This is a genomic window from Saccharospirillum sp. (genome assembly GCF_040881935.1).
Taxonomy (GTDB): domain Bacteria; phylum Pseudomonadota; class Gammaproteobacteria; order Pseudomonadales; family Natronospirillaceae; genus Saccharospirillum.
Genome location: NZ_JBBECH010000054.1, coordinates 57,508 through 74,002 on the forward strand (window position 1 = coordinate 57,508; position 16,495 = coordinate 74,002).

15 protein-coding genes are annotated in these 16,495 nt (G+C 57.6%); 9 read left to right on the forward strand and 6 right to left on the reverse strand.

The features are described 5' to 3' along the window. Positions 1-107 precede the first annotated feature (107 nt). The 6 genes from WEB54_RS09820 (at position 108) to WEB54_RS09845 (ending at position 8,055) form a co-directional block, all read left to right on the forward strand. Entirely contained in the window at positions 108-893 is a 786-nt protein-coding gene (locus WEB54_RS09820) for an enoyl-CoA hydratase/isomerase family protein (protein WP_368054451.1), read from the forward strand. Then, positions 890-2,875, forward strand: coding sequence for a biotin carboxylase N-terminal domain-containing protein (locus tag WEB54_RS09825; protein ID WP_368054449.1), 1,986 nt, complete (start codon positions 890-892; stop codon positions 2,873-2,875). Before WEB54_RS09820 ends, WEB54_RS09825 begins: the two co-directional genes overlap by 4 nt. Next, entirely contained in the window at positions 2,872-3,762 is an 891-nt protein-coding gene (locus WEB54_RS09830; RefSeq protein ID WP_368055316.1) for a hydroxymethylglutaryl-CoA lyase, read from the forward strand. Before WEB54_RS09825 ends, WEB54_RS09830 begins: the two co-directional genes overlap by 4 nt. A gap of 560 nt (positions 3,763-4,322) precedes the next feature. Further along, positions 4,323-5,489, forward strand: coding sequence for a thiamine pyrophosphate-dependent dehydrogenase E1 component subunit alpha (locus WEB54_RS09835; protein WP_368054445.1), 1,167 nt, complete (start codon positions 4,323-4,325; stop codon positions 5,487-5,489). After that, complete coding sequence (locus tag WEB54_RS09840; RefSeq protein WP_368055318.1) at positions 5,486-6,463, forward strand: alpha-ketoacid dehydrogenase subunit beta; 978 nt, start codon at positions 5,486-5,488, stop codon at positions 6,461-6,463. Before WEB54_RS09835 ends, WEB54_RS09840 begins: the two co-directional genes overlap by 4 nt. Positions 6,464-6,474: 11 nt before the next feature. Next, on the forward strand, positions 6,475-8,055 hold the full coding sequence (locus WEB54_RS09845) for a dihydrolipoyllysine-residue acetyltransferase (protein WP_368054441.1): 1,581 nt from the start codon (positions 6,475-6,477) through the stop codon (positions 8,053-8,055). A gap of 250 nt (positions 8,056-8,305) precedes the next feature. On the opposite strand, the gene nfsA is transcribed toward WEB54_RS09845, so the two are convergent. Beyond that, entirely contained in the window at positions 8,306-9,040 is a 735-nt protein-coding gene (gene nfsA, locus WEB54_RS09850; protein WP_368054439.1) for an oxygen-insensitive NADPH nitroreductase, read from the reverse strand. A gap of 221 nt (positions 9,041-9,261) precedes the next feature. Here nfsA and WEB54_RS09855 point away from each other — a divergent pair, with 221 nt between their 5' ends. Next, positions 9,262-9,903 (forward strand): putative 2OG-Fe(II) oxygenase, encoded by a 642-nt coding sequence (locus WEB54_RS09855; RefSeq protein ID WP_368055321.1) that lies wholly within the window; start codon positions 9,262-9,264, stop codon positions 9,901-9,903. 231 nt (positions 9,904-10,134) lie between these two features. On the opposite strand, the gene WEB54_RS09860 is transcribed toward WEB54_RS09855, so the two are convergent. Both WEB54_RS09860 and WEB54_RS09865 read right to left on the reverse strand, forming a co-directional pair. Next, positions 10,135-11,667, reverse strand: coding sequence for a GNAT family N-acetyltransferase (locus tag WEB54_RS09860; protein ID WP_368055359.1), 1,533 nt, complete (start codon positions 11,665-11,667; stop codon positions 10,135-10,137). Between the two features lie 355 nt (positions 11,668-12,022). Beyond that, positions 12,023-12,601, reverse strand: a complete 579-nt coding sequence (locus WEB54_RS09865) for an NnrU family protein (protein ID WP_368055323.1) — start codon at positions 12,599-12,601, stop codon at positions 12,023-12,025. Between the two features lie 200 nt (positions 12,602-12,801). On the opposite strand from WEB54_RS09865, the gene WEB54_RS09870 reads away from it, so the two are divergent. Together WEB54_RS09870 and WEB54_RS09875 are read left to right on the forward strand one after the other, a co-directional pair. Next, a complete protein-coding gene (locus tag WEB54_RS09870; RefSeq protein WP_368055325.1) occupies positions 12,802-13,515 on the forward strand; it encodes an AzlC family ABC transporter permease in 714 nt (237 codons plus the stop codon). Positions 13,516-13,520: 5 nt separating this feature from the next. Continuing rightward, positions 13,521-13,835 carry an AzlD domain-containing protein gene (locus WEB54_RS09875; RefSeq protein WP_368055361.1) on the forward strand — a complete coding sequence of 105 codons (315 nt, stop codon included), beginning with the start codon at positions 13,521-13,523 and terminating at the stop codon, positions 13,833-13,835. A gap of 28 nt (positions 13,836-13,863) precedes the next feature. Here WEB54_RS09875 and WEB54_RS09880 read toward each other — a convergent pair whose 3' ends face one another. From WEB54_RS09880 to WEB54_RS09890, 3 genes are all read right to left on the reverse strand, one after another. After that, positions 13,864-14,322 (reverse strand): MarR family winged helix-turn-helix transcriptional regulator, encoded by a 459-nt coding sequence (locus WEB54_RS09880; protein WP_368055326.1) that lies wholly within the window; start codon positions 14,320-14,322, stop codon positions 13,864-13,866. Between the two features lie 255 nt (positions 14,323-14,577). After that, positions 14,578-15,876 (reverse strand): TRAP transporter large permease, encoded by a 1,299-nt coding sequence (locus WEB54_RS09885; protein WP_368055328.1) that lies wholly within the window; start codon positions 15,874-15,876, stop codon positions 14,578-14,580. Positions 15,877-15,885: 9 nt separating this feature from the next. After that, positions 15,886-16,413 (reverse strand): TRAP transporter small permease, encoded by a 528-nt coding sequence (locus tag WEB54_RS09890; RefSeq protein ID WP_368055330.1) that lies wholly within the window; start codon positions 16,411-16,413, stop codon positions 15,886-15,888. Between the last annotated feature and the right edge of the window lie 82 nt (positions 16,414-16,495).

Here is a 16,495-nt window from a genome sequence, read left to right on the forward strand (position 1 = left end):
GATGGGTTCACGCCGACCCCGGTTAGACACACCCGGTGACTGGCACGGACGATTGGCAAAAAGGTCAAGTTAAACTCCGAATGTGGATGAGTGAGGCGGGAGTTGTTATGCAGGCACTAACGGTTAGACAAGAAGGCGTAGTTGCCTATCTGACATTGAACCGGCCCGAAGTACGCAATGCCTTCGGTGCGGAACTGATTGCGGAATTAACGCATCAAATTGACGCGCTTGATGCTAATCCGGGCATTAGAGTTCTGGTGTTGCAAGCCGAAGGCAAACATTTCAGCGCCGGTGCCGATTTGAACTGGATGCGGGCGATGAAAGACCGCACCGAAACCGAAAACCGGGACGACGCGCGCAAGCTGGCGACTTTGATGCAGAAACTCGATACCTGTCGCAAACCGCTAGTGGGCGTTACCCAGGGTGCGGCCATGGGGGGCGGTGTCGGTTTGCTCGCCTGTTGTGACATCGTGCTGGCCACCAAGAACGCTTTTTTTGCGCTGAGTGAAGTACGGCTGGGTTTGACCCCGGCAACTATTTCTCCCTTTGTGGTGCGCGCCATGGGTGCCCGTCAGGCGCGGCGTTATTTTCAAACTGGTGAACGTTTCACTGCCCAGCAGGCCTGCGCCATGGGTCTGGTGCACGAAGTGGTCGATGAAGAAGACCTGGCGGCCGAACTGTCGCGACTGCTCAGTGACCTGACCGCCGGTGGCCCTGAGGCCCAGGCCATGGCCAAAGCCCTGGTCAAAGACGTTGCTCAACGGCCTGTAGATGATGCACTAATGGACGAACTGGCTGGCCGCATCGGCCGCCAGCGTGTCGGCGCCGAAGGCCAGGAAGGGCTGACCGCCTTTCTCGACAAGCGCAACCCGAACTGGATTGAACCCTCATGAAACGCATACACCGTTTACTCATCGCCAACCGCGGCGAAATTGCCCGGCGCATTCAGCGCAGCGCCCGCGCGCTCGGCATTGAAACCGTCGCGGTTTATTCTGATGCCGACCGCAACGCCCTGCACGTGCGCGAAGCCGATCAGGCCATTTGCCTGGGCGGCGCGACGGCTAGCCAGAGTTATTTGAATCGCGATGCTTTGCTGGCGGCGGTGCGCGACACCGGTGCTGATGCGGTACATCCGGGCTATGGCTTTTTATCGGAAGACGCCGACTTCGCCGAAGCTGTGACCGAAGCCGGCATTGCGTGGGTCGGGCCACCCCCGGCTGCCATGCGTGCCATGGCCTCGAAAGCCGCTGCCAAACAAACGCTGGAACCGCGCGGGGTGCCGATGATTCCCGGCTACCATGGCGACGATCAGAGTGATACCCGCCTGCTTGAAGAAGCAGAACGCATTGGCTTCCCGTTGCTGGTAAAAGCCTCGGCCGGGGGCGGTGGTAAAGGCATGCGTGTGGTCGAGAAACTCGATCAGGTTGCCGATGCGCTGGAAAGCGCCCGCCGCGAAGCCCGTAACGCCTTTGGCGACGACCGGCTGCTGCTGGAGCGCTATCTGGTTAATCCGCGCCACGTTGAAGTGCAGATTATGGCCGATACGCAGGGTACTGTCTGGTCGCTGTTTGAACGCGATTGCTCGTTGCAGCGGCGTCACCAGAAAGTGGTCGAAGAAGCCCCAGCCCCGAAACTTAATGACGAGACCCGTCAGGCGATGTGGCAGGCCGCTGAAGTCGCGGCATCGAGCATTGGCTATGTCGGCGCGGGCACGGTCGAATACATCGTCGATGCCAGTGGCGACTTTTTCTTTCTGGAAATGAACACCCGCCTGCAAGTCGAGCACCCGGTTACCGAATGCATCACCGGGCTCGACCTGGTCGCGCTGCAGCTGCGTATCGCCGAAGGCGAGCCACTGCCCAGCGGGCGCCCGGCGCGCCCGGAAGGCCACGCCTTTGAAGTGCGCCTGTACGCCGAAGATCCGGATCAGGATTTTCGCCCCACCACCGGCAGGTTGAGTCATGTCGTCTGGCCCCAAGGCCCGGGCGTACGCATCGACACCGGCATCGAAAGCGGCAGTGAGGTCTCACCATTCTACGATCCCATGCTGGCCAAGCTGATTGTGCACGGCGCGAACCGGGGTGAAGCCCTGGCCCGCCTGAATCGCGCGCTGTTTGAGACCCGCCTGATCGGCCTCACCACCAACCTGAATTTCCTGCGCCGCCTCTGCGCTGCAACTGACGTAGCCGATTTCAACATCCACACCCACTGGATTGAGGCCCACCGCGACCTCTGGCAACACCAGCCAGACCAACCGGCTTGCTGGTCGGCGCTGGCCGCCAGCGTGGTGCAGAATCACCGCGATGCCGATCACACCGACCCCTGGCAGCGGCTTTCCGGCTGGCGGCGGTTTCAGCAACGTCGCTGGCTGTATAACCAAAGTGAAACCGAGCAATGTGTGGTGACGGTACATCAGGGCGTCTGGCAGGCACATTGCGCTACTGAAACGCTGACACTGAGCGACGTCACAGTCGAGCACTTGGGTGACGAGCGTTACCGCCTGCAAAGCCGCGCGGGTCAGCACCGTTGTCAGCTGGATGCCTGGCCGGATGCTACCGGCATCGAGGTAGACGATGGTCACAGCCGTTGGCACCAGGTCTGGTGGCAGGCCGAAGCTGCCCATGAAGATGGACAGGGTGGTGATGGCCAGGTGAAAGCGCTGATGCCCGGCACGGTAACTGCGGTGCATCAGGAGGCGGGTGCCCGGGTTAAACGCGGCGACAAGATCCTGTCGATGGAAGCCATGAAAATGGAAACCACTTTGACAGCTCCAGTTGACGGCACCCTGGTGCAGTGCTCACTGGCGGTCGGCGACCGGGTCGAAGATGGCCAGGTGCTGTTTGTGGTAGAACCCGATGAGGAGGCCGCCGCATGAGCAGGCCAGCAGTCAATCTGGTGGAAGTCGGGCCGCGCGATGGCCTGCAAAACGAATCTACCCCGCTCTCGGTAACTGACCGGCTGGAGCTGATCCGGCGTCTGGTAGAGGCGGGCCTGTCCACGGTAGAGGCGGGCAGTTTCGTCTCACCGAAATGGGTCCCGCAAATGACCGGGACTGATCAGGTGCTGGCCGGGCTGAATCTCACCAGCTACGAGAGATACCCTGTGCTGGTTCCGAATCTGCAGGGCTGGGAGGCGGCACAGGCCTCGGGCGCAAGAGACATCGCCATTTTTGGCGCCGCCAGCGAAACGTTCAGCCAAAAGAACATCAACTGCTCAATCAAAGAGAGCCTGGCCCGATTCAAACCAGTGGCAGAGCAGGCCCTGGCCGCCGACGTACGCGTACGCGGTTACGTCAGCTGCCTGGTAGCCTGCCCCTACGAAGGCGAAATTACCCCGGCGCAGGTGCTACCGGTCGTCCGGGCCCTGTTCGAAATGGGCTGCTACGAAGTCAGCCTGGGCGACACTATCGGTCGCGGCACGCCACGTCAGATCAAGGCCGTACTGACCGCCCTGCTCGCCGAACACGATGCCGACCAGTTGGGACTCCACTGCCACGATACCTACGGCATGGCCGCTGCCAACATCATGACAGGCCTCGACCTTGGCATCCGCACCTTCGACAGCAGCGTCGGCGGTGCCGGCGGCTGCCCTTATGCCCCCGGAGCCAGCGGCAATGTCGCCACCGAAGAGGTGGTCTACCTTCTCGAAAACGAGGGCTTCGACACGGGCGTCGACCTTGAAGCGCTGGCGGCGACGGGCCGGTGGTTATTCGAAAAACTGGGCAAGCCTGTGCCTTCCAAGGTTAACCAGGCTTTGGGGTGATTACTGTGGCAAGTTGTGTAGCCGCCCGGGAGGTTTTGTCGGGACACCGGGTACACCTTTTGCGGACACGCCGTAAACCCGTCCATGGGGGCTCGAAGATCACATCCATGTGATCTAACGGTCCGCAAAAGGTGCACCCGGTATCCCTTAAGCTGCAGCGGTGGTTTCAAATTGACCAAAAAATACAGAGGTAAAAGTCCAGTTCCGCATACACCTTAAATATGAATTTTAGTTTTGAAGGCAACCACTGAAGACCAGCGATTGGCGTTGGGTAGGGGTCTGGCGGGGCGTCGGTCACCATGGATGGTGACCGCCGAGCTTACATGGATGTACTTGCAGCGACCCGCCAGACCCCTACCCGGCGCCATTCGCGGCCCCGAGCCACAAACGTAAACCCAGCCCAACAGGGTAACTCGTGGCTTCAATGCAGAAGTGGCTGCCAGGCAACCCATTTGCCCCTAAGCTAGGCTCAACTGAGGTGATCCCTCAGCAATGAATAATGTGAACCGGGGTCGCTCAAAAGGCGGTCTGAATTGTTAACAAGAACAGGAACGGGTCCTATGAGTAAAAGCATCCACAAGCCGGGCTTTGTGCTGGGCGATGCCCTCGATATTCCCACCTTTAAGGTATTGAAGCAGGACGGCACGCTGTACAAAGGCGCGCAGGAGCCTGAGTTTGATAAAGAGATGGCGTTGAAACTGTATGACGACCTGGTGTTTATCCGCGTGTTGGATGAACGCATGGTTGGGGCGCAGCGCCAGGGTCGAATTCCGTTCTATCTGGCCTCGCTTGGCGAGGAAGCGGCGAGTGTCGGCAGTGCGGGTGCGTTGAAGCCTCAGGATATGATCTTTGCTCAATACCGGGAGCAGGGTGCCTTGCGCCACCGGGGTTTCACCGTGGACCAGTTTATGGATCAGTGCTTTTCCAACGAGCGCGACCTTGGCAAGGGCCGCCAGATGCCGATTCACTACGGCAGCAAAGCATTGAATTACAACACCATTTCCTCGCCCCTGGGCACCCAGATTCCGCAAGCGGCAGGCTATGCCTATGGCCAGAAACTGGATGGCCTTGATGCCTGCACCATTTGTTACTTTGGTGAGGGTGCCGCCAGTGAGGGTGACTTTCATGCCGGCCTGAACATGGCGGCCGTGTTGAAATGCCCGACGATCTTTTTGTGTCGTAACAACGGTTATGCGATTTCCACGCCTTCGGCTGAGCAGTTCAGTGGTGACGGCGTTGCCTCGCGCGGTATTGGTTATGGCATTGCCACGATGCGGGTTGACGGTAACGATTTACTCGCTGTTTATGCGGCCACCGCTGCAGCGCGAGCCTATGCGCTGGAACACAATGCACCGGTGCTAATCGAGGCGATGTCGTATCGGCTCGGCGCGCATTCCACTTCCGATGACCCGACCGGCTATCGCTCCAAAGATGAAGAGGCCCAGTGGGCCAAGAAAGACCCGATCTTGCGCTACAAACACTGGCTGACTCATAAAGGTTGGTGGAGTGATGAGCAGGAGAAGACGCTCTATGCCGAACACCGGGCTACCATTCTGGCGGCAATGAAAGCAGCCGAAAAACGGCCGGTGCCGATCATTGATCACCTGATTACCGATGTCTACGACGAACCAACACCGCATTTGCGTCAGCAATTGAAACAGCTGAAAGCGCACATGCGCAAATACCCGGATCAGTATCCGAAAACATCAGGGAGGTTGGACGCATGAGTCAGATGAATCTGTTACAGGCGATTAACAACGCCCTGATCACCGCCATGGAAAAAGACGATAAAGTCGTCTGTTTCGGCGAAGACGTTGGCCACTTCGGTGGTGTGTTCCGGGCGACCAGCCATTTGCAGGAGAAGTTCGGCCGGGCGCGCTGTTTTAATACGCCGTTGACCGAGCAGGGCATTATAGGCTTTGCCAATGGCCTGGCTTCGCAAGGGCATAAAGCCATCGCTGAAATCCAGTTTGGTGATTACATTTTTCCGGCGTTCGACCAAATTGTGAATGAGACCGCCAAGTTCCGTTATCGCAGCGGCAATGAATTCAACGTTGGCGGGCTGACCATTCGTACCCCTTACGGCGGTGGCATTCGCGGCGGGCATTATCACTCGCAAAGCCCCGAGGCGTATTTTGCGCACACCCCCGGCTTAAAAGTCGTCGTGCCCCGCAACCCGCATCAGGCCAAAGGGTTGTTGCTGGCCTCGATTCGCGATGACAATCCGGTGATTTTCTTTGAACCAAAGCGGTTATACCGCGCTGCCGTGGGCGACGTGCCCGAAGACGATTACGAACTGCCCATCGGCGTCGCCGAGATCGTGCGTGAAGGGCAGGATTGCACCTTGCTCGCCTGGGGCGCCCAGATGGAGGTCGCCAGCAAGGCCGCCGAGCGGGCGGAAAAGGAAGGCATCGACTGCGAAGTCATCGACCTGCGCAGCATTCTGCCCTGGGATGTCGATACCCTGATTGCCTCGGTGAAGAAAACCGGTCGCCTGGTCGTCACCCACGAAGCCCCGCTGACCAATGGCTTCGGCGCCGAGATCGCCGCCACCGTTCAGGAGCAGGCGTTCCTGCACCTCGAAGCTCCGGTCAATCGCGTTTGCGGGCTTGATGTGCCGTATCCGTTATCGCACGAGGCCGAATACATGCCGGATGAGACCAAAGTCTTCGAAGCCATTCACGCCACGATGAATTATTAAGGAGCAGGACCATGAAAGAAGATTTTATCCTGCCGGACATCGGCGAAGGCATTGTTGAGTGTGAACTGGTGGAATGGTTGGTTGAAGAAGGCGACATCGTCGTCGAAGACCAGCCGGTGGCCGATGTGCAAACCGATAAAGCCCTGGTGCAAATTCCCGCCAAGCACGCAGGACGGGTGTTAAAACGTTACGTTGAGCAGGGCGACATCGCCAAAGTACATGCACCTCTGTTTGCACTGGAAATTGAAGACGAATCTACACCCAGTCAGCCAGAGAAAAAAACAGAACCCAAACCTGAAAACCAGGGTGCTTCGCCAGCGACGGCTAGCGCCAAGGCGGGTTACGAAGAAGATTTCATCCTGCCGGACATCGGCGAAGGTATTGTTGAATGCGAACTGGTCGAATGGCTGGTCGAAGAAGGCGATACCGTCACCGAAGACCAACCGGTAGCCGATGTGCAAACCGACAAAGCCCTGGTGCAAATTCCCGCCAAACACGCAGGCCGGGTGGTAAAGCGCTATGTCGAGCAGGGCGAGATCGCCAGGGTGCACTCGCCCCTGTTCCGACTTGCCCTGAGCGACTACGAAGACCACACGCCCACTGCCCCGGCCGTCGCCCAACCCAAGGCACCGGAAGCGGTTACGCAGACGCGCCAGAGTATCAGCAGCACCGATGAAAACCGGCGCAAGGTACTGGCGACTCCCGCGGTGCGACGCATAGCGCGTGAACATGAAATTGAATTGGGTAAAGTGCCAGCCTCCGGCAAGAATGGCCGGGTACTGAAAGAAGACATGCTGCGTTTTATGGGTGAACTGGAAGACGAGCCTGGATCCAAGCGCAAGCCAACGGAAACCGCCAAACCCAAAGCAGCCACGGCCCACAAAGGCGACGTCGACATCATTCCGGTCAAAGGCATGCGCGCGGCCATGGCCCGGCAGATGACGCATTCGGCCCAAACCATTCCGCATTTTACCTATTCCGAAGAAATCGACGTCACCGAACTGACCCGGCTGCGCCGTTCGCTGAACCAGCGACTGGAAAGCCAGGGCGTTAAACTGACCGTGATGAGTCTGTTCATCAAGAGCCTCTCAGTTGCCCTGAAACGTCACCCCATTGTGAACAGCCACATGAGCGACGCAGGCGATGAAATCCACCAGTTCGCCGATCACAACATAGGCATGGCGGTGGATTCACCAATGGGCCTGCTGGTGCCGAACATTAAAGGCGTGCAAAACCTTAGCCTGCTGGAATTGGCCGAAGAGATAAAACGCTTAACAGAATCCGGAAGGTCGGGACGTCTGAGTCCGGATGATCTGAAAGGCGGCACGATTACCGTCTCCAACATCGGCTCCATTGGCGGCACGGTCACCACACCCATCGTCAATGCACCGGAGGTGGCTATTGTCGGAATTGGTCGTTTACAGCGCCTGCCAAGACCCAACAAAAAGGATGAACTCGAAATTCGAGACATCATTCAGGTCAGCTGGTCTGGAGATCACAGGGTGTTGGACGGAGGCACCATTGCTCGCTTCTGCAATGACTGGAAAGCCTTGCTGGAGCAACCAAACGACATGGTGTTGTGGATGGTTTAGGCGGCTGAAGGTAAAGCAAGGGGGGGCCCTTTAGGCCGTCTTCGACACGAACAAGACCAGTTACTTCTTAAAGTAGCGCAAGTAACCACGCTATGAGTGCCTGGCGTCGGTTGTGTCTAGCCGGGGAAGTCCGCAGCAAGGATGCTGCGGTCTAGGCCCCATGGATGGGTTCACGCCGACCCCGGATAGGCGCAAGCGGCGGCTGGCACGGACTCATGGCGCACTAGGTATGCTGAACCAGGGCAGCCGACTACTTCAACAAAAACCCGCGCTTCTGCAGGAAGGGCAACATGTGGGGCCGCGCTTCTTTTTGCAGCATGCCTGAGATCTGTTCGCTCCAACTCTGGCTCTTTGGATTACCACTGCGGGTCGCGTAGTAGTGTCGGACGTGTTCGTCGTAGTCTTTTACAGTCGCCACATCATCTGGCTCGTAACCATTTTGTTTCAGTACGACTGACACCGGCAAACGGGGTTTTACCTCCGGGTTCTGGTCGGGGTAGCCGATGCACAGGCCGAAGACCGGGTAGACCAGATCGGGCAGGCCGAGCACATCGCTGACACCCTGAGGGTTATTGCGCAACGCACCGATGTAGCAGATGCCCAGATCCTGAGATTCGGCTGCCACGACCAGGTTCTGGGCGAACAGGGCAGCATCGACTGAAGCGGTCAGGAACTGCTCGGTGAAACCACTCAGCATGGGCGCATCGTGCATCTCGCAGGCTTGCTTGTGACGGTTCATATCGGCACAGAATACGAAAAACACCGGCGCTTCGTTAATGTATTTCTGGTTGTTGCCCAACTCAGCCAGTTTGGCGCGCTTTTCCGGGTCAGTGACCTGAATCACCGTGGTGGTTTGGATAAAGCTCGACGTAGCAGCACCCTGGCCGCAGCGGACCAGATCTTCTACCAGCTCTTGCGGGACCGGTTTGTTGGTAAAGGCACGAATCGATCGGTGGGACTGGAGTAATTGGGTAACAGCGTTCATTCAAATCTCCGAATTAGGGGGTTTCTTCATAGCCTCAGGGTAGCATGGCCTGGCAAGTCATAGTCGACCGCTTCGTTCCTGCAGCGCAACAGTCATCCGTGTTTGTCTGGGTGGGGCACTGGCCGTACACTGGCACACCGTTGTTCTTACCGAGCCTGATTACCATGTGCCAAGATCACCACCCAGCCGAACCAGCAGCCATCAGCGCACAGGATGAACCGATGATCGAACCAATTCCGCTGTGGGGCAGCGAACTGTTCATTGCGCCCCTGGCAGAGCATTCGCTGATCGCCAGCCAACTGATCTCGCTTATTTATCGCCATCATGCTCACCATAAAATAGCGGTAGCCAGCGAAGTCGCCGTGGGCGCCAAACAGCATCTGTTCGAAAGTGAGCTGGACTTTCTCGACGGTGACGACCTCGACGTGCAGGTGCTAAACCAGGCGTTATCGTCGCTGGTGCTGGACATAGCCACCTACGCAAACGAAGGCCACTGGCCAGAAGACGCCAGCGCAGACGTCACCATCACCGAAAGCTGGTATCACCTCACCCAAACGGGCGGCTACCACGATGCTCACTCCCACCCCAATTGTTCCTGGTGCGGTATCTACTACCTTGAAGTCGGCGATGCCGACTTTGAGCGGCGCAGCGGTGTAAACCGATTCTACGACCCAAGAGTCAATGCCGATCATTTTCTGGATGCGGGGAGTCATTACCTGAATGGACAGGGTATTTACGACATCCAGCCCGTCGCGGGGCAGGTGGTTATTTTTCCATCCTATCTAAAGCACTCGGCCTTGCCGTATTTCGGCAGTAAGGATCGAGTGGTGGTGGCGTTTAATGCGAGAGTCGACTTCGTCTAGTGTCATGAGTTAGAAATTCGTGCTGAAGTTACCTCATGTTCACCCAAGGACTGCCAGGTGCGCCTGCTGGAGGCCGTTAGACCGCAGGGATGCGGTCTTCGAGCCCCCATGGATGGGTTCACGGCGTGCCTTCAGAAGGCGTACCTGGTAGTCCGACTGCCACAGAAGCAGAGGTCACCACCCAAGCCCATTGACCTGCGAATTTCTGACTCATGACACCAGGCAACCACCTTACTTCGGATTGCGCCGGGTCAGGCTGAACAGGTCTTTGCGCCGGTCTTTCAGATTGGTGACCGAGCCTTCACTGCGCACCAGTTTCAGTTTGTTGAAATCCAGATCCGAAAAGAAAATCATCTCGGTGTTGGGCGTGGTTTCGTTCAGCACCGCATCATGCGGGAAGGCGAAATCCGACGGGCTGAAGACCGCACTCTGAGCATACTGAATGTCGAGGTTCTCGATTGAGGGCAAGTTGCCAACGCTGCCGCAAATGACCACATAGCATTCGTTTTCGATGGCCCGGGCATGGGCACAGTGGCGCACGCGCAGGTAGCCATTTTTGGTATCGGTCCAGAACGGGACGAAGAGAATGTCCATATCGTCATCGGCCAGCAGGCGGCCGAGCTCCGGGAACTCAACATCGTAGCAGATCAGCATGCCAACCCGCCCGGCATCGGTCTCGAAAACCGCCAGCTCGTTACCGCCCTCGATGATCCAGTCGCGACGCTCCTGCGGCGTGATGTGCAGCTTGGCCTGGCGCTCCTGAGTGCCGTCGCGGCGAAACAGGTAGGCGATGTTGTACAGGTAACCGTTGTCGTCGGCCTCAATCATCGAACCCGCTATGATATTGATGTTATAGCTGACCGCCATGCGGCTCATTTCAGTTTTGAACTTTTCAGTAAAAGTCCCCAGAAATCGGATCGCCTCAACCTGATCGGTTTGGTCGGTCAGGCCCATCAGCGGAGCGTTAAACAGCTCCGGGAACACCGCGAAGTCACTCTGGTAACCCGATAAGGCATCGATGAAATATTCGACCTGCTGCAACACATCCTCGACCGAGGCAAATTCACGCATCTGCCACTGCACAGCGCCAACGCGGGCATGGCTTCGAGTGTTGTCTAGCACGAGCTCGGCCGGCTCGAAGAGAATGTTGTTCCATTCGAGCAGAGTGGCAAAGCCGAGTGATTTCTCATCTTCCGGCAGGTAGCGGCGCATCAGGCGTTTAACCTGAAAGTCGTTAGCCAACTGGAACGAGAGAATCGGGTCGTGAATTTCCTTGCGGGCGACCTGGTCGATGTACTCGGTCGGTTTCAGTTCATCAGCGTGTTCGTGGTAATTGGGAATCCGGCCACCGGCCAGAATGGCACGCAAATTCAACTGACGGCACAGTTCCTTGCGCGAATCATAGAGCCGACGCCCGAGGCGATGGCCGCGGTAATCCGGGTCGATAAGCACATCGAGCCCATACATGGCATCGCCGCGGGTGTTGTTCAGGATGATCTCCCGCTGACCAATCAGATCGTCGTATTTGTGCGGGTTAGAGAAAGTGGTGTAATCCACCAGCACGCTCAGCGCCACGCCGATCAGTTCGCCATCATCATCAATGGCAATCTGGCCGTCTGGAAAATCCTTGATCAGCCGTTTGATGGTCTCTTCCGGCCAGGCGCCACCAATATCGTCATACACCCGGTCCATCAGGCGCTTGAGTTGGGGGTAGTCGTCTTCGACCAGGTTACGCAGGTGAAGGTGGAGGTCGTCGGATTGCATCATGGGCTGTGTCCTGAGGGTGTCGCTCGCATTCCGGTGCCAGGGCTGGCCTTGTTGCCTGTGGTTCGTGTCGGCAACCGGGTTGCCGACACTTTGCATAGTGCCAACTTTGAATGCGAGCTTGTAAGAATTAGACGCTCAGTTTACCAGTTTGTCTGGGGGTCTGCTTAGAAGCTAAGGCTTACTAGAACTCAAGTGCGGAATTTGCGACCAGCTGAGTGTCGGGTGCTGGGTATACCTGTCTGGGGAAGTCCGCAGCATGGATGCTGCGGTCTAGGCCCCATGGAAGGGTTCACGCCGGCCCCAGACAGGTATACCCGGTGCCTGACACGGGCTCCTGGCACCAAGGCAAAACTCAACCGAAGGGTGGAACGCCGATCAGCCACTGGTGGGCCCAGAAAGCGAATACGGCATAGCCCACCAGGCCGCCAACAACCGCGATGATGTCGTACTTGAGGCCGTTGACCGGGTAGTGGGTGTTGTTTGCACGGTCTTTACGGCGGGCATAAATGAAATACGCCACGGCCCAGGCCAGGAAGCCACCGAACAATAGAATATCAGCCAGGGTACCGTTGGCGATTAGGTGAGCGATGGCCCAGGTCTTTACAGCCAGCACCATGGGGTGGCCAAGCCGGGCTTTAATGCGGTTGCCCGGCACATAAGCGGCTGCCAGGAAAATAAAAGCAGGGATCATCAACAAGGCTGAGAGGTGGCGGGTCCAGCCGGGGGCAAACCAGACCCAGACCGGGTCGAGGCGGGCCATGCCATAGCCCCAGATGATCAGACCGAATCCCATCAGCGATACCAGGCTGTACAGAGCTTTCCAGGGCATTCGGCCCATCTGGCGAATCATCGATTCCCGCCATTGCGGCGCCAGCATAGGGGTGGAGTGGATGCCGAGAAAAATAACCAGGCCGACGACCAGTGCGATCATGTTACATCCTTTTTGACACGGTTTTGGGAAGTAATCCGGAAGACAGGTTAGCGGAGCGAGGGCGGGCTGTATACTGGCTGATAGTCACCAGAGTGAAGTTCTCTCTGAAGGTTGTCGATCACCGCACAAATTCATTTAATGCTTGAGTGATGCCGTCACCTTCGATACAAAGCTTACTGATTTTGCCATTGAGCATGACCGTGTCTGACGATTCATCTTCTACCCTGTCACATTTTTTAGCTGGCCTGCGAGCCAGCGCTTCGCTGGCTATCGGCTACGTGCCCATGGCGTTTTCTTTTGGCGTAGTAGCGTTACAGGCAAACCTCGCGCCCTGGCAGGCGATGGCCATCTCCATCATCGTCTTCGCCGGTGCAGCCCAGTTTGTTCTGGCCAGCCTGCTCGCGGCCGGAACCGGTGGACTGACAGCACTGATGGCCGTGTTGCTGCTGAATGTACGCCACGTCTTCTATGGCCCGGCCCTGGCGGCACAGCTGACTCGCAAACCGGGTCGCTGGTCGCCGCTGCTGGCGTTTGGCCTGACCGATGAGGCTTTTGCCACGGCGATGTCCGAAGCCACCCGGCGCAAGCTGCCCCCGGTCTGGTGCGTGGGTGTCGGGCTCGGTGCCTATGGCTCCTGGGTGATGGGCACCGGCTTGGGTGTGATGCTGGGAGCTGGCCTAGGCGGCGATGACGGTGTGATTGGCCAGGCGCTCAGTTTTGTGTTGCCCGCTTTGTTCATTGCCTTGATCGGGCAAGCCTTTCAGCGAGCGCTTTGGCCGGTAATTGCAGTGAGTGCCGTGCTAACCGGTCTCTCGCTGCTGTGGCTGCCCGGGCATGTGGCGATGATTGTCGGCATGATCGGCGGCGCGTTGATTCGGCCCTGGGTGGGTGTGAACCGGGAGGGTCGGTCTTGAATTTCATGACTCTGATTCTGCTGGCCGGGGCTGGCACGTTTTTAATGCGATTTTTGCCTCTGATCACCGGGTCTGGTTTGTCCCAACGCCCATCACGACTGACCCTGATGCTCAGTGCCCTGGGGCTGACGGCGATTACCGCCCTGATCGTGTTATCGGTGGTTGGGCTTTGGCAGCCGGAGGAGGCATTTGGTTCAATGCTGCGCTTGGTGGTTGGCAGCGTATCGGTGCTGGTTGCGCTGCGGATCAGCGGTCACGTGGGCGTGGCGACTCTGGTAGGTGCGGTGGTATACGGCATGACAGGGCTTTTGGGCGGATGAGTTAAACGCCCCGTAATTCTCGACACGTTCAGCCCTCGGGATGATCCAGCTCAATAATGCGTTCAAGCATGCCCAGTAACCACTCTTTCTCACCCTTGTTCATTACCTGCTCAAAATGAGCCTCGTGCGCCAGTACTTTTCTATGCAGGTTCTCGGTAAACCGCACACCTTCATCGGTCAGGAACAAGGCATAGGAACGCCGGTCGGAATCCGACTGGCGACGTTCAATCAACCCCTGCTTTTCCAGTTTATCGACCGCCGATACCATCGCCGAGCGATCGGTATCGATGGCATTGGCCACGGCGGTCTGCGTCAGCCCCGGGTTATCCCGCACCACACACAGAATACCGAACAGACCCGGTGTTACGCCCTGTTCGGTGCAGGTCGCCGTGAAGTTCTCAAAATAGGCAAGCTGTGCCCGGCGTAACCGGTAACCCACCAGACTGTTCAACAAGGTGGCATCTATTTTTTGGGTGTTCTGGGTCATCGGGGCTCCTGTTGATGTGCCAGTGTTGGTGTTAGGTTCGTTCCTTTCGGGGGACAAAGCGTCCATATTACCACCTAAGGTTTTTTAGATCACAACACAAACTCCAAAGTGTTTGTGACCCGTTATTAGTTGCCCCACGGACGGGTTCATGCCGACCCCGGATGGGTCTCCCCGGTGGCCTGCACGGGCGATTACCACCGTATTACACCGAGGAAGGGCAAAACCAGCGTCCGGCAAAAACTCCTGGCACAAAGTTCAACTACCCGTCAGCACCAACACGATCGCCGGGAAGAAAATAACCAGTGCAACCACCACCAGGTCGGCAATCAGGAAAGTACTGACGCCCTTGAAAATATCGACCAGACTCGCGTATTGGCCGGCGACGCCGCGTATCACGAAGATATTCATGCCCACCGGCGGTGTGATCATGCCGATCTCCAGCAGTTTTACCAGCAGCACGCCAAACCAGATCAGGCTGATGTCGTATTGCTCGAAAACTGGCATTAAAATCGGCAACGTCACCAGCATGGCGCCAAAGGGTTCCATGAACAGCCCGAGGAACAGATAGATCAGCACCACCATCAGCATCAGTTGCAGGTAGCTTGGGTCCCAGCCAGAAACCGCCTGGGAAATGAAACCCGCCAGACCGCTGAGGCTCAGAAAGACCGTAAACATACTGGCGCCAACCCCAATGATCAGCAGCGAAGCCGTGGTCGACAGGGTTTCCAGCAGCGAGGTGCGAATCAGTGCCCAGCTCAGTTTGCCCAAAACCGCAGAAATAATAATGGCACCGGCCGCGCCGATCGCACCTGCTTCAGTCGCCGTGAAAAAGCCACTGAACAGACCGCCAAACACCATAAAACCCAACAGCAACACTGGCCAGATTTCACGAATGGCTTGGGCCGGGCTGTAATCGTAGGCGCCTTCGACCTTGCGCGGCACGATGTCCGGCCGGCGCCAGCTGACCAGCAGAATAACGATGGTGTAACTGAACGCCGTCAGCAGACCAATGGTAATGCCGCCGAGGAACACCTGAGTGATCGACACCTGAGCGAAAACGCCGTAAACAATCATCAGAATGCTTGGAGGGATCAGCGCGCCAATGGTGCCGCCCGCGGCAATAGTGCCGCAGGCGAAACTTGGCTTGTAGCCGCTGTTAACCATTTCCGGAATCGCGATGCGGCCCATGGCAGCAGCGCAGGCCAGGCTGGAGCCAGATACCGCCGCAAAGCCGGAGCTGGCAAAAATACTGGAAATCGCCAGGCCGCCCGGCAGCCAGCGAAACACCACCTTGGCCGCATTAAACAGCCCGGCGGTCAGGCCCGCGTGGTAACTGACGAAGCCCATCAGCAGGAACATGGGCACGGCGCTCAGCGTCCATTTGGCAACAAAATCATAGGGCGTGCCAGCAAGCATACCGATGGCAACGTCCCAGTTGATCATCCAGGTTACACCACCGAGCGAGACGGCCATCAGCGCCAGGGCAACGGGTACACGCAGGGCCAGCAACACCAGCAGAGCAACCAGACCGTACAAACCGATTTCAACCGACATGGTGAATCCTTACTCCGGGGCGTTGGTGGATGGGGTGGGGGAAAGATGGATGATCAGTCGTATCAGGCAGACCAAGCAGGCCAGGCCGAACGAAATAGGAATCACAAAATAGGTGGGCCAGACCGGCATCGGGAAATCGAGCGACATAACGTAGGCACCGCGTTCAAATTGTTCGACGGCCTTGGTCCAGGTCGCCACCATAAAAATGAAATAGATCAGCAGGGAAATCACCGCAACCAATACATCAGTCCAGGCTTTAAAACGTTCACCCAGAACGTCAGTAACGGCTTCAACGGCAATCATATTGCGTTGATGTTCCACCCAGGCCAGTGGCAGCAGAGCAAGGGTCACCATGTAGTAGCGAGTGACAATCTCCAGCGTGGCGGGAATGGAATAGGACATCGTACTGCGCAGCACCACATCCAACGTTACATGGATCAACATGGCGGCGATGCCCAGGGTGCCCAGCAACGCCAGTGCCCGGGACAGCTGATCGGCCAGGCGATTTAATCCGCTCATCGACATCGAGTTACTCACTCACGTTCTGATAAAAAAGGCGAGGGACCGGTGGTACCAATCCATCGCCAACTGCTTAAGGCAAATTTAGTACATGCAGGGG